Genomic DNA, 13,055 nt, shown 5'->3' with positions numbered 1-13,055 from the left:
ACGGACCGCCGACACCGCGCGCGTACCAGGCGTACCCCGGCGTGCCCGGCCACCGGGACCGACTGCGAGAGCCGCCTGCCGGATGCGGTCGCGGGGGAGGCCTCGCCGTACACTCGCGCCCCGTGGCTCTCACCATCGGCATCGTCGGTCTCCCCAACGCGGGCAAGTCGACCCTCTTCAACGCGCTGACCAAGAACGACGTGCTCGCGGCGAACTACCCGTTCGCGACGATCGAGCCCAACACCGGCGTCGTGGGCGTCCCGGACGAGCGGCTCGGCACGCTCGCCGGGATCTTCTCCTCGGCCAAGGTGCTGCCCGCGACGGTCGAGTTCGTCGACATCGCCGGCATCGTGCGCGGCGCGAGCGAGGGCGAGGGCCTGGGCAACAAGTTCCTCGCGCACATCCGCGAGTCGGCGGCCATCTGCCAGGTCACCCGCGTCTTCCGCGACGAGGACGTCACCCACGTCGACGGCGAGGTCAACCCCGCCAACGACATCTCGACCATCCAGACCGAGCTGATCCTCGCTGACCTCGAGACCGTCGAGAAGGCGGTCGTGCGGCTGGAGAAGGAGTCGCGCAAGGTCAAGGAGCTCGTCGCGAACCTCGAGGCGGCGAAGGCGGCGAAGGAGGCCCTCGAGGCCGGCACGCCGATCATCGCCACCGACATCGACCGCTCGCTGCTGCGCGAGCTGTCGCTGCTGACCGCGAAGCCGTTCCTGTACGTCTTCAACTGCGACGCCGAGGAGCTCGCCGACGAGGACCTCAAGCAGAAGATGCGCGACATCGTCGCGCCCGCCGAGGCGATCTTCCTCGACGCGAAGTTCGAGTCCGAGCTGATCGAGCTCGACGACGAGGAGGCCGCCGAGTTCCTCGCCGAGGCCGGGGTCACCGAGCCGGGCCTCGAGGTGCTCGCGCGCGTCGGGTTCGACACGCTGGGCCTGCAGACGTACCTCACCGCCGGGCCCAAGGAGGCCCGCGCCTGGACGGTCAAGAAGGGCGCGACCGCCCCCGAGGCCGCCGGCGTCATCCACACCGACTTCCAGAAGGGCTTCATCAAGGCCGAGATCGTCTCCTTCGACGACCTGGTCGAGGCCGGCTCCATGCAGAAGGCCAAGGAGGCCGGCAAGGTGCGCATGGAGGGCAAGGAGTACGTCATGGCCGACGGCGACGTGGTGGAGTTCCGCTTCAACGTCTGAGCGGTTCCACGTCCGGCGTCGGCAGCAGAGTCAACCTGTCGCTGCGCTCGCGCGCCGACCTCGAGGGTCTCCGGGAGCACCCGCCGCCCGGTGACGTCTCGTCGTCTCGGGGCCGAGGTGGGTTCGTGCGGACGCGGTGAAGCGCGATCGCGACGCCCGCGATCGCGACGCCCAGCGCCGCTCCCAGCGTGTTCGAGAGCCAGTCGTTCGTCGAGCAGGATCGGCCGAGCGGAGTTGCGACCGCCTGCAGCAGCTCGATCAGCGCCGCGGTTGCGCTCGCCCCGACCAGGACCACCAGCGGCCGGCGGAGGGCGACGCCCAGCAACAGCGTCGGCGGGACGAACAGCACCACGTTGGCCATCAACTCGACTGCCCCCAGGGTCGGGAAGTCCCACTCCACGGCACAGCCCACCGCGAGGTCGCGACCGGTGGGGGAGAACGTCAGCGCCACGACGGGCAGCAGGCTGATCAGCGCCAGCCACGTGGCCAACCGTCGGCGGCCGACCAGGCAGTAGCCGACCACCGGGCCGACGACGACCGAGGCGACGAGGGCGACGGTAGTGAGCCACGGGTGCTGGACCAGGACGGTGGTGATCACTCGAGCAGGCTATGCAGCAGTCGGCGTGCGGTCCTCGCTCGCAGGTGCCGATCACTCAGCCCCAGGTCCGACTCCACCCGGACGTCGGCGTGGCCGGGCGCATCAGCTCGGCGGCGTGTGAGCGCCGACGGCCGACGAAGCCGCCAGGGTTCTACTCGACGTGTGGCCTGCGCGCCGGCACCGCCACGTGACATCCGTGTTCCCACCGGCACCCATCCGCACGGCATCATCTCGGTGCTGTTAACAACAACTCTCAACTGTTGACAGTTGACACGTGGTCGTCCTACGGTCGTGTGATCCAAGCCACCGGCTTCTGCCTGCGCGCTCAAGAGCGGCGACGAAGGCGAGCCGGGCCAGTCCCCAGCAGAGGAGAGACCGTGGACGACCACAGGCTCACCGGTTCCACGAGCGCCCCGTCGGCGTCGCCCGGCATCGACATGGCGGCCCCCACCAAGGTGCAGCCGCGCGTCGTGCTCGCCGGCGCGGTCGGCTCGATCGTCGAGTACTTCGACTTCGGCGTGTACGGCTACGTCGCCACCATCATCGCCGCGAAGTTCTTCGTGTCGGGCGACGAGACGGCGGCGCTCCTGCTCACGCTCGCCACCTTCGGTCTCGCGTTCGTCCTGCGGCCGCTCGGCGGCATCCTCTTCGGCCACTTCGGCGACCGTCACGGCCGCAAGAACGCACTGGCCGCCACCGTCGTCCTGATGGCCATCGCCAGCGGCATGATCGGTCTGCTCCCGACCTACGCGGCCATCGGCGTCGGCGCGACGTCGCTGCTCGTTCTCGCCCGTTGCATGCAGGGCATCGCAGCCGGGGGCGAGCTGGGCGGCGCGGCCTCCTTCGTCGCGGAGTACGCCCCCAACGAGAAGCGCGGCCTGCTCTGTGCGTTCGTGCAGACGGGTGCCCTCGCCGGGTCACTGCTGGCCTCGCTCGTGGTGACCCTGCTCTTCACCGTCCTCGGGGACGACCTGATGAACGACTGGGGCTGGCGCATCCCGTTCCTGATCGCCATCCCCCTCGGAGTCGTCGGCCTGATCATCCGGGCCAAGCTCGGCGAGACCCCGGCGTTCGAGGCCGCCGAGAGCCAGGACGAGGAGGAGAGCGCTCCTCTGGTGGAGCTCCTGCGCGATCACTGGCGCGCCACCCTGACGTGCATCGGCCTGTCGATCCTGCTGTTCTCGGCCTACTACGTGGTCTACGTCTACGTGAACATCCACCTTCAGCGGGTGGTGGGGATGGAGACGCGAACCGCGTTCTGGTCGACCACGCTCTGCCTGGCCGTCGCGGTCGCGTGCATGCCTCTCTTCGGCAAGCTCTCGGACGTCATCGGGCGCCGCCCGGTCTTCATCGGCGCCTCGATCGCCGCGATCGCGCTGCCGCTGCCCGGCTTCATGCTGCTCGAGTCGGGCACGGCCGGGGCGATCCTCGCCCACGTCGTACTCGGTCTGATCGACTCCGCGCTCATGGGCGTCGCACTGTCGGCGTACGCGGAGATGTTCCCCACGCGGGTCCGTTTCACCGGGATCGCCCTCGGGTTCAACCTGGGCGCGGCGCTGGCCGGCGGTACCGCCCCGTACGTGTGCACCTGGCTGGTCGAGAACACCGGGTCGCCGTTGTCACCCGCCTGGTTCCTCATCGCCACCGCGGTGGTCACCCTGCTCACCGCGATGCGGATGCGCGAGACCCGGGGACTGAACCTCAAGACGGTGGCCGCCTGATGCCCGGGACACCCACGCGGCTGCGCGCGCTGCTCGCCGGTGACGGTCTGCCGCTGCTCCTGCCCGGCGCGCCCAACGCTCTGACGGCACGGGTGATCGAGGAGTCCGGGTTCCAGGCGGCCTACGTCTCGGGCGCCGGCGTCACGAACACGTTCCTCGGGATGCCCGACCTGGGGCTGATGTCCTCGACGGAGCTCACGTCGCACGTGGCAGCGATGGCGGACGCCGTGGAGATCCCGCTCGTCGTCGACGCCGACACCGGTTTCGGCAGCGCTCTCAACGTCGGGCGCACGATGCGAGCGCTCGAACGAGCCGGCGCTGCGGGCGTACAGCTCGAGGACCAGGTGATGCCCAAGAAGTGCGGCCACTTCGCGGGCAAGGAGGTCGTCAGCCTGGGCGAGATGGTGGGCAAGATCCGCGCCGCGGCTGACGCGCGCCAGGACGATGACGTGGTGATCGTCGCGCGCACCGACGCGCTCGCGATCGAGGGCGTCGGACGCGCGTGCGAGCGAGCCAACGCGTACCGCGAGGCGGGGGCGGACGTCCTCTTCGTCGAGGCGCCGACCAGCCTCGAGCAGATGCGACGGATCACCGCCTCGGTCGAGGGGCCGCACGTCGCGAACATGGTCGAGGGCGGGCTGACCCCGATCCTGCCGCGCGAGCAGCTCGGCGAGCTCGGCTTCGCGGTCGCGCTGTACGCGAACGCTGCGATGCGGGGCGCGGTCAAGGGGATGCGCGAGGTGCTCGCCCACCTCGACAAGCACGGCAGCACCGCGGAGGCGGCCGAGCTGATGATCAGTTGGCAGGATCGGCAGGCGCTCGTGCGCAAGCCGGAGTTCGACGCCCTGGACGCACGCTACGCGGACCGGGAAGAGCAGGAGGAGCAGGCATGAGCGGCACGGACGACGGGGCGTCGACCCCGGGAGCGGGCGAGCCCCGTACGCACGACCTGGTCCTGCGGGGCGGGCAGGTCTTCCAGGAGGGGCTCGGGCTCGTCGACCTGGACGTCGCGATCGACGACGGGAGGATCAGTGCGTTGCTGGCCCGCGGCACGGAGGTGCTCGCACGCGAGACGGTCGACCTCGCGGGTGCAGCGGTCCTGCCGGGAGGCATCGACCCGCACGTCCACCTCGGCAAGGACATCCGGGTCCCGCGCGACCCCGACGACGGCGAGCGGGAGACGGCGTCCGCCGTCGCGGGGGGCATCACCTCGATGCTCGTCTACCTCATGAGCGCCGACGACTACCACCAGGTGCAGGCCGACGCGCGGGCCGCCATGGAGGGCAACTCGCACTGCGACTTCGGATTCCACCTCGTGCTGGGCACCAGTGAGCAGGTCGCGGACATCCCGTCGTACGTCAGCGAGCTGGGGGTGCCGAGCTTCAAGTTCTTCATGAACTTCCGCGGCGACGAGGGGAAGTACCTCGGACTGCCCGGCAACGACGACGCCTACATGTACGACCTGCTCGGGCGCGCGGCCGACGCCGACGCGCTCGTGTGCCCACACCCGGAGAACATCGAGCTCGTCTGGAAACTGCGCGAGCAGCCGAAGGACGAGACCCTCGGGCCGCTCGAGGCGTGGTACCGCTCGCGCCCGCCGATCGTCGAGGCCGAGGCGGTGCAGCGGGTCGCCTACTTCGCCAAGGCCACCGGCGCGTCGGTCTACGCGGTGCACACGTCGAGCCAGATGGCGCTGGCCGCCATGCAGCTGCAGCGCTCCGACTACGACAACCTCTTCGTCGAGACGTGCACGCAGTACCTCACGCTCGACACCTCCTCCGACTGCGGCACCTACGGCAAGGTGAACCCGCCGCTGCGGCACACGGAGGACGTCGAGGCGCTGTGGGAGGGCGTCGCCTCGGGAGCCGTCGACACCATCGGTTCCGACCACAACGCTCGCCACCGCAGCAACAAGGAGAAGGACATCTGGACCGCGTCGGCGGGCTTCCCGGGCACGGGCCTCGTCCTGCCCGTGGGCCTCGCAGAGGGCCTGCGTCGTGGCATCGAGCTCGAGCGGATGGTCCAGGCGACCTCCACCCGCTCGGCCCAGCTGTTCGGCCTCTACCCGCAGAAGGGCGCCATCCGCGTCGGCTCCGACGCCGATCTCGCGGTGGTGGACCTCGACGGCAGCTTCACCGTCACGGCCGAGACCCAGCACTCCGCCGCGGCCTACACGCCGTGGGAGGGCACCGAGGTCGGCGTCCGGGTCGTGCACACGGTCGTCGGTGGCCGTTTCGCCATGCGCGACGGGGTCGTCTCCGACCGGCCCGGAGGTCGCTACCTGAGCCGTACGCGCAGCGGCGCGGCCGCACTGGCCGCGATCACGGATGACGAGAACGAGAGCGAGACCATCGCATGAGCGACCAGACCGGCGATCGCCCCTGGGAGGTGGGAGGCGCGGGCATCGTCGACGAGACGACGCGCCGCCGCTACGAGCTGGCCGGCTTCGGCCGGCCTGTCGGGATGGGAGTCCGTCCCGCACTGCTGATCATCGACGTCCAGTACCGCACCATCGGCACCGTCCCGGCGCCGTTCGAGGAGTCGGTCGAGGAGTTCACGACCTCCTGCGGCGAGGTGGGCCACCGAGCCGTGGCCCGCATCGCGGAGCTGGTCGCGCTGTTCCGCGAGCGGGGCTGGCCGATCCTCTACCCCCACGTCGCGCCCAAGCAGGCGTACGACACCGGGGCCCTGGCAGCCAAGGTGCCCGGGATCATGGACGTGCCGTCGCGCGGCTACGACTTCGTCGAGGAGATCGCCCCCGTCGAGAATGACGTCCTCGTCCCGAAGCGGCACCCGAGCGCGTTCTTCGGAACTCCGCTGACGAGCTACCTCATCGAGGCGGGCGCCGACACGCTGGTGGTCACCGGGTGCACGACGTCGGGCTGCGTGCGCTCCAGCGTCGCCGACGCGTTCTCCTACAACTTCAAGGTCAGCGTGCCCTCGGACGCCGTCTACGACCGCAGCCCCGTCGTGCACGAGGCCAACCTCTTCGACATGGCGCAGAAGTACGCCGACGTTGCGACGACGGCGGAGCTGCTCGAGCGTCTCTCCGCGATCCCCGGGGCTGGCACCCGGTGAGCGCCGCGCAGACGAACGACATCGACGTCGTGGTCGTGGGCTCCGGCGGGTGCGGCCTCGCGGCCGCGCTCGCTGCAGCAGACGCAGGGGCAAGCGTCGTGGTCCTGGAGAAGATGGACGTCGCCCGTGGCAACACTTTCGTCTCGACGGGCTCGATCCCCGGAGCCGGTACGCGGTACCAGCGTGCGGCCGGCATCGAGGACGACGCCGCCCGCATGGAGGCGGACCTGCTGCGCCAGTCCGGGCCGCACGAGGCGGAGGACCTCACCGCCCTGCTGTCGCGCACCTCGGCGTCGCTGGTCGAGTGGCTCGTCGAGGACCACGCCGTCGGACTGCAGATCATCACCGAGTACAAGCACGTGGGGCACACCGTCCAACGGCTGCACGCACCTGCCGACAAGCGCGGCGCGTCCCTCATGCGGGACCTGCTGGCTGCGGTCGAGCGAGCCGGCGTCGACGTGCTGGTCGGCAACCCGGTCACCGAGCTGCTGGTCGAGGAGGGACGGGTGGTCGGTGTGCACGTCGAGGGACCGCGGTGCGGGTCCTACGACCTGCGGGCCCGCTCCGTCATCCTCGCGGCCAACGGCTTCGGCAACTCGGCCGAGCTCCGCGCCCGCTACGTCCCGGACGTCGTGGACGCGCCCTACCTGGGAGCCGAGGGGTCGACGGGCGAGGCGATGTCGTGGGCGCTGGAACTCGGCGCCGCCACGGCCAACATGGGCGCTTTCCAGGGGTACGCCGCGGTGGCCGACCCCCACGGCTCCATCACGTCCTGGACCACCGTCGAGCAGGGCGCCGTGCTCGTCGACCCGTCGGGCCGGCGGATGGGCGACGAGTCCGTCGGGTACTCCGGTTTCGCCGCTGTCGTGTCGGCCAGCACGGCCACCTCGTGGGTCGTCATGGACGCAGCCACTCGCGACCGCGTCGCGGCCAAGGAGCCCGAGTTCGCCGAGCTCATCGAGATGAATGGCGTCCGCGAGGCGGGCACGGCCGAGGAGCTCGCCGAGGTCATCGGCTGCGACCCGACCACGCTGCGCGACACGCTGGACCGTGCCGGGGCCGCGGCCCGCGGCGAGACCGAGGACGAGTTCGGCCGTGTCGATTTCGGCTACGGCCCCATGGGCGCACCGCTGTGCGCGGTGCGCTCGCAGCCGGCCCTCTTCCACACCCAGGGCGGCGTGCGCGTCGACTCCGACGCTCGGGTCCTGCGCACCGACGGAACCGTGGTCGAGGGCCTGTACGCGGGCGGCGGGGTCGCGGCCGGCATCTCCGGTCGGAACGGCGGCGCGGGCTACTCGTCGGGGAACGGGCTGCTCACCGCGGTCGGTCTCGGTCGGCTGGCGGGCGCGCACGCCGGTCGCGGGGCCGTGGAGGCGACCGGCTGAGTCGATCGGGTAGTTTCGCTGCACATCGAGGGGCGGAGGAGTTCGGGTGAGCAGCGCATCGGTCCCGGCGCCGTTGGGTGGCGAGGCCACCTACGCGGACCGGAGCGTGGCGGTGCTGCGCGAGATGATCCTCGATGGCTCGCTCGCCCCGGGGGAGCGGCTGAACGAGGTGCACATCTCGCAGGCGCTCGGCATCAGCCGCGGTCCGCTGCGCGAGGCGCTGCGGCGGCTCGCGAGCGAAGGTCTCGTCCGCCTCGTTCCCCACCGCGGCGCGTTCGTGCCTGCGTTCGGCCCCGGGCAGCTCACCGAGCTCTACGAGCTGCGCATCGCGCTCGAGACGCACGCCGCGCGGCTGGTGGCCGAGCTCGACGACCGCACCGGGGTGGACGACCTGGTGCGGGCGCTCGACGACGCCGCGGCGCTCCTGGACCGGCAGGACTCCTCGGCGTACCCGACCGACCAGGACTTCCACGGCACCCTCCTGCGGCTGGCCGCCAACTCGGCGTTGAGCGAGGCCGCTGCCTCCGTCTCGGCGCGGATCAGCCTGGCCAGGTCGAGGTCGGCGAGCCAGCCGGTGCGGGCTCGCGAGGCGCTCACGGAGCACCGCGCCGTGCTAGCCGCGATCGTGGCGGGTGACGCCGACGAGGCGGCCCGTCTCCTGCGCCTGCACCTCCACCACTCGCTCGAGAACGCCCTCTCCCTGCTCGACGCACCGGCCTGAGGGTCACACCGCCGAGTCCGCGCCGACACGTGAGGGCACACCCCGCGCGTACCCTCGCCCCGTGATCCCGGGCCCCACGGAACGTCTCCGCTTCCGCGAGATGACCGACGCCGACCTCGACCGGATGGCGGGGCTGCTCGGCGACCCGGAGGTCATGCGCCACTACCCGGCGCCGAAGTCGCGGGGCGAGGCGCTGGGCTGGATCCGCTGGAACCAGCGCAGCTATGCCGAGCACGGCCACGGACTGTGGATCGTCGAGACGCACGACGGTGCGTTCGTCGGCGACTGCGGCCTGACGTGGCAGACGGTCGGGGACGAGCGGCTGCTCGAGGTCGGCTACCACGTCGTGCCCGCCGTGCAGGGTCGCGGCTATGCCACCGAGGCCGCCCGCGCGTGTCTCGACGTGGCGATCGGGTCACTGGCGACGCCGCGGGTCGTCGCCATCATCCGCCCGGGGAACGGACCTTCCCGACGCGTCGCCGAGAAGGTCGGCCTGCGGTTCGAGCGGGAGACCGAGGTCCGATCGCTCCCCGTCGTCCTCTACGGACGCGGACCCGCACCCGGGCGGCTGGTGCTGACCTGCGGGGTGGCCGGGTCGGGGAAGACGACGTACGCCCGCAGCCTGGAGGCGCGCGGGTGGCTGCGGTTCTCCATCGACGTCGAGCTCTGGGCGCTCGCCCCGGGGGAGCAGGACGCGGAGCGCGTCGCCGCCGGGGTCCGGAGTCGCCAGCAGGAGGAGATCGTCCGCGCCCTGCGCCACGGGCGTGACGTGGTCGCCGACTACGCGTCCTGGTCGCGCGCGGAGCGCGACGCGTACCGGACCCTGGCCGCCTCCTGCGGCGCCCGGGCCGAGGTGGTCCACCTGGACACGCCGGCCGACGAGATCCGTCGTCGGCTGGCCCTGCGACGGGGTGCGCACGCCGACGACGTCGTGGTCGACGGCGCCCTGCTCGACCGCTACCTCGCCGACTTCGAGGCGCCGGGCCCCGACGAGCCGGACGTCACCGTGCTCCGCCCGCAGGACGTGACCGCTGCCGCGACGGAGCGCTGACGTGGACCACTCCGGCGAGGACGCCTGGGGCGCCCTGGTCCTCGGTGGGGCGGCGCTGCTGCCCGCGCTCGTCGTGCTCGGGCTGCGCGTCCGGTGGCTGCGGCTGCGACGGTCGTGGGTCCGCGTCGAGGCGACGGTGGTGGGCCACCGCAAGCGCAAGACCGTCACCCACGACAACACCCGGACGTACCGCCGGGTCAGCCGCTACCGGTTCCACGATGCCTCCGGTGTCGAGCACCGGGGCGACGGCAGCCCACGCCTGCGCAAGGGAGCCGTCATCGGGGTGCTCCACGACCCCGCCGACCCCCAGCGCAACGAGCCCGCCCGGCCGTCGACGCCGGTGGTCCTGGGGTGGGCCGTCGCGGTGCTGATGGTCCCGCTCGCGCTGTACGGGATCCAGTGGGGTCTCGCCGGCCTGCTGGGGCACGAGCCCCTGCTGGAGGTCGGCCCCGGCCGTTGAGGCAGGCGGAGGCGGATCTCGCCACCAGACGGGTACCGAACCGTCGGACGCCGAGGTCCCCCAGGAGGTCGCGATGCTGCCAGCAGTCGTCATGGTCGTCGTCTCGGCGGCGCTGATCGTCGGCGCGGCCTGGGGCGTGTTCGGCCGGCTCTCGGACCGCACCGAGGGTGTCGTCGTCGCGCTCGCCGGCGGCGCGCTCATGGTCTCTGCGGTCCTCGAGCTGATCGAGCCCGCGACCCGTCAGACCTCGGTGTGGGTGGGGTGCGCCGCGGTGCTGGTCGGCGCCGTGGTCTTCACCGTGGCCGACCACCTCGTGAAGCAGCGCTGGGGCAGGGACAGCGGCGGCGGTCTGCTGGCCGCCATCACCCTCGACGGCGTCCCGGAGAACCTCGCCCTTGGTGTCGCCCTCATCGGCACCGGACCGCTGGGCGCCGCCGCGCTGTCCGGCTCGATCCTGCTGTCGAACCTGCCCGAGGCCGCCGGCGGAGCCCGCGACATGGTCGAGGACGGACGCTCCCGCCGCGCCGTGATGGGGCTGTGGACGGCGACGGCCGTCCTGCTCGCGCTCGCCGCCCTCGCCGGGAACCTGCTGCTCGCCGGCGTACCGGACGACGTCCTGGCCGTGGTGCGCTGCTTCGCGGCCGGCGCGGTGGTCGGCTCGCTGGCCACCGAGGTCTTCCCGAAGTCCTACCGCGAGGGCGGCTACCGCACCGGGCTCGCCGTCGCCGTGGGCGTCGTCGTCGCGGTGCTGCTCAGCAGCGTCTCCTGAGTCGCGTCTCCTGAGTCGCGTCGCCCGGGTCGGCGCCGAAGAAAACGCGGACCGCCGCCGGGAGAACGCGGACGCCGCCTCGTCCCCGGGGCTCCGCCGTCCGCGTTTTCTCCGACCGGGTCCGCGTCCTCTCCCGGCACGCGCGGTGCGCGACCGCCCCCGGTACGCCCGGTGCGCGACCGCCCCCGGTACGCCCGGCGCGCGGCCACCGCGCCGAGACGCAGGGCACGCGCTGACGTAGCCGTGTCCTGGGTACCGTCGCTGCATGAGGCTGGTCCACGGCGCCGACCCCTGCGCCCCCGGCGGAGCGTCGCGTGCCCCGTCACCGTTGTCCGACGACGTCGAGGCGGTCGAGTCCGCCGTGGTGCGCGAGGTGGCACGGCGCCGGGCCGTCCTGGAGGCGGTCGACGGGCGGGTGGGCGGTGTCGTCGACGCGATCGACGACCTGGCGCTCGGGGGCAAGCGGATCCGGGCGCGCTTCGCGCTGCTCGGGGCGCGCGGGGCGGCGGGCGGCGCGCCGGTGCCGGGCGCGGTCGGCGTCGCGACGGCGGTCGAGCTGTTCCACCTCGCCGCGCTGGTGCACGACGACGTGATGGACCACGCGGACGAGCGTCGGGGCGTACCCACCGTGCACCGCGTGTTCGGCGCGCGCTCCGAGGACTTCGGCCGCTCGGTGGCCGTGCTCGCCGGCGACCTGCTGCTGACCTGGGCCGACGACGTCCTGGCCCGGGCCACCCAGCCGGCCGCGCGCGGCGCGGCGGTGCGCGAGGTGTGGTCGCAGATGCGCGACCAGGTGCTGGCCGGCCAGTTCCTCGACCTGCGCCACCAGATGCACGACGACGTCGGCAGCGACGAGGTCGTGCGGATGGTGCAGTTCAAGAGCGCGAAGTACACCGTCGAGCACCCGCTGCGCCTCGGTGGCGCCCTCGCGGGCGCCCCGGCCGAGCTGCTCGACGGCTACGGCGGGTTCGGGCTGGCGGTCGGCGAGGCGTTCCAGCTGCGCGACGACCTGCTCGACCTCGAGGGCGACGCGCGCGTCACGGGCAAGGCCGCCGGCGGCGACCTGCGCGAGGGCAAGCGCACCCTCCTCGTCGCGCTGGCCCTCGAGCGCGCCACCTCCGCCCAGCTCGACGTGCTGCGCCGCCACCTCGGCGACGCCGCCCTCGACGAGCGCGGGGTGGGGGAGGTCCGCGACGTCCTCGACGCCACGGGCGCGCTGCGCCGGGTCGAGGAGCGCATCGACGACCTCGTCGCCCGGGCCCACGACGTGCTCGCCGACCTGACGCTCGACGCGGCGACCCGCGACGAGCTCGCCGGTCTCGCCGACGCCGCGGCGTGGCGCACCCGGTGACGCGCCGCTCCTCAGTCCCGGCGCCCCCGCAGCAGCCGGGCGACGCGCGGCACGGGGCCGGGGCCCGGCTCGGGCTGGACGCCACGGCGACCCCACCACACCCACCACATCATCGACTGGGTGACGAGGGCGAAGCCGAAGAGCACGTCCTCGACGGGTTGCGAGCCGATCCGCCAGCCCAGGATCGCGTCGGGGTCGTAGAGGAAGACGCCACGCCAGGTCAGCCACCCGTTGGTCAGCAGCTGGAAGAACAGCACGATGGCGTAGGCGACCCAGTACGCCAGGCGCGTCAGCAGCCGCGTGCGCAGCACCCACAGGTCGAGCACGACGGTGACCAGCACGCCCAGCAGCGAGGCCTCGGTGTGGGTCACGAGCGCTCCTCCGGCTCGTCGCCGACCGGCCAGCGGCGCACGCTGCGCACCGCCTCCAGCGTCAGCACGGAAGCCAGCGGCACGACGAGGAAGAACGCCCACTCCTCGAGCGGCAGGCCGCCCGGCAGCTCGATCCCGAGCGTCTGCGTGAGATCGAAGCGCCAGTGGCCCGCGTGGGTGGCCGCGACGTCCCAGACCACGAACGGCACGGCGACGCACACGACGGTGAGCGCGAGCCGCTGGAGCCGGGCGTACACGCGCGTGCGCAGCACCAGCTCCAGCGGCAGCGTCGCGACCAGCACGAAGACGAGCATCGCGGCGTACGTCAGCGAGCGCACGGCACCTCCCCGCGGG

The 13,055-nt window shown here is 72.5% G+C and carries 14 protein-coding genes; 11 read left to right on the top strand and 3 right to left on the bottom strand.

All coding sequences use genetic code 11. The features are described 5' to 3' along the window. The first annotated feature begins 122 nt into the window (after nucleotides 1–122). On the top strand, nucleotides 123–1,196 hold the full coding sequence (ychF, locus tag RDV89_RS00285; RefSeq protein WP_315730446.1) for a redox-regulated ATPase YchF: 1,074 nt from the start codon (nucleotides 123–125) through the stop codon (nucleotides 1,194–1,196). Here ychF and RDV89_RS00280 read toward each other — a convergent pair. Further along, on the bottom strand, nucleotides 1,186–1,794 hold the full coding sequence (locus tag RDV89_RS00280) for a VanZ family protein (protein WP_315730445.1): 609 nt from the start codon (nucleotides 1,792–1,794) through the stop codon (nucleotides 1,186–1,188). The genes ychF and RDV89_RS00280 overlap by 11 nt on opposite strands. Before the next feature lie 377 nt (nucleotides 1,795–2,171). Between RDV89_RS00280 and RDV89_RS00275 the strand changes: the two genes are divergently transcribed. From RDV89_RS00275 to RDV89_RS00230, 10 genes are all read left to right on the top strand, one after another. Continuing rightward, nucleotides 2,172–3,515 carry an MFS transporter gene (locus tag RDV89_RS00275; protein ID WP_315730444.1) on the top strand — a complete coding sequence of 448 codons (1,344 nt, stop codon included), beginning with the start codon at nucleotides 2,172–2,174 and terminating at the stop codon, nucleotides 3,513–3,515. Then, nucleotides 3,515–4,408: an isocitrate lyase/PEP mutase family protein gene (locus tag RDV89_RS00270; protein ID WP_315730443.1), complete on the top strand. Its 894-nt coding sequence runs from the start codon at nucleotides 3,515–3,517 to the stop codon at nucleotides 4,406–4,408. Before RDV89_RS00275 ends, RDV89_RS00270 begins: the two co-directional genes overlap by 1 nt. After that, on the top strand, nucleotides 4,405–5,874 hold the full coding sequence (locus RDV89_RS00265; RefSeq protein WP_315730442.1) for a dihydroorotase: 1,470 nt from the start codon (nucleotides 4,405–4,407) through the stop codon (nucleotides 5,872–5,874). Before RDV89_RS00270 ends, RDV89_RS00265 begins: the two co-directional genes overlap by 4 nt. After that, nucleotides 5,871–6,593: an isochorismatase family protein gene (locus RDV89_RS00260; protein WP_315730441.1), complete on the top strand. Its 723-nt coding sequence runs from the start codon at nucleotides 5,871–5,873 to the stop codon at nucleotides 6,591–6,593. Before RDV89_RS00265 ends, RDV89_RS00260 begins: the two co-directional genes overlap by 4 nt. Then, complete coding sequence (locus RDV89_RS00255) at nucleotides 6,590–7,978, top strand: FAD-dependent oxidoreductase (RefSeq protein WP_315730440.1); 1,389 nt, start codon at nucleotides 6,590–6,592, stop codon at nucleotides 7,976–7,978. The genes RDV89_RS00260 and RDV89_RS00255 overlap by 4 nt, the downstream gene beginning before the upstream one ends. A 46-nt stretch (nucleotides 7,979–8,024) precedes the next feature. Then, nucleotides 8,025–8,699, top strand: a complete 675-nt coding sequence (locus tag RDV89_RS00250; protein ID WP_315730439.1) for a GntR family transcriptional regulator — start codon at nucleotides 8,025–8,027, stop codon at nucleotides 8,697–8,699. 61 nt (nucleotides 8,700–8,760) lie between these two features. Next, entirely contained in the window at nucleotides 8,761–9,750 is a 990-nt protein-coding gene (locus RDV89_RS00245) for a GNAT family N-acetyltransferase (RefSeq protein WP_315730438.1), read from the top strand. Between the two features lies 1 nt (nucleotide 9,751). Further along, on the top strand, nucleotides 9,752–10,210 hold the full coding sequence (locus RDV89_RS00240; RefSeq protein ID WP_315730437.1) for a DUF3592 domain-containing protein: 459 nt from the start codon (nucleotides 9,752–9,754) through the stop codon (nucleotides 10,208–10,210). A gap of 73 nt (nucleotides 10,211–10,283) precedes the next feature. Continuing rightward, nucleotides 10,284–10,979, top strand: coding sequence for a ZIP family metal transporter (locus RDV89_RS00235; protein ID WP_315730436.1), 696 nt, complete (start codon nucleotides 10,284–10,286; stop codon nucleotides 10,977–10,979). Between the two features lie 265 nt (nucleotides 10,980–11,244). Continuing rightward, entirely contained in the window at nucleotides 11,245–12,330 is a 1,086-nt protein-coding gene (locus RDV89_RS00230) for a polyprenyl synthetase family protein (RefSeq protein WP_315730435.1), read from the top strand. Nucleotides 12,331–12,341: 11 nt separating this feature from the next. On the opposite strand, the gene RDV89_RS00225 is transcribed toward RDV89_RS00230, so the two are convergent. Both RDV89_RS00225 and RDV89_RS00220 read right to left on the bottom strand, forming a co-directional pair. Continuing rightward, a complete protein-coding gene (locus RDV89_RS00225; RefSeq protein ID WP_315730434.1) occupies nucleotides 12,342–12,701 on the bottom strand; it encodes a lycopene cyclase domain-containing protein in 360 nt (119 codons plus the stop codon). Then, complete coding sequence (locus tag RDV89_RS00220; protein ID WP_315730433.1) at nucleotides 12,698–13,039, bottom strand: lycopene cyclase domain-containing protein; 342 nt, start codon at nucleotides 13,037–13,039, stop codon at nucleotides 12,698–12,700. The genes RDV89_RS00225 and RDV89_RS00220 overlap by 4 nt, the downstream gene beginning before the upstream one ends. Nucleotides 13,040–13,055 lie beyond the last annotated feature (16 nt).

It is taken from the genome of Nocardioides imazamoxiresistens, from assembly GCF_032378595.1.
GTDB lineage: Bacteria > Actinomycetota > Actinomycetes > Propionibacteriales > Nocardioidaceae > Nocardioides > Nocardioides imazamoxiresistens.
Note: the sequence above shows the minus strand (reverse complement) of the source record. Positions and strands in the feature narration are given on the sequence as shown.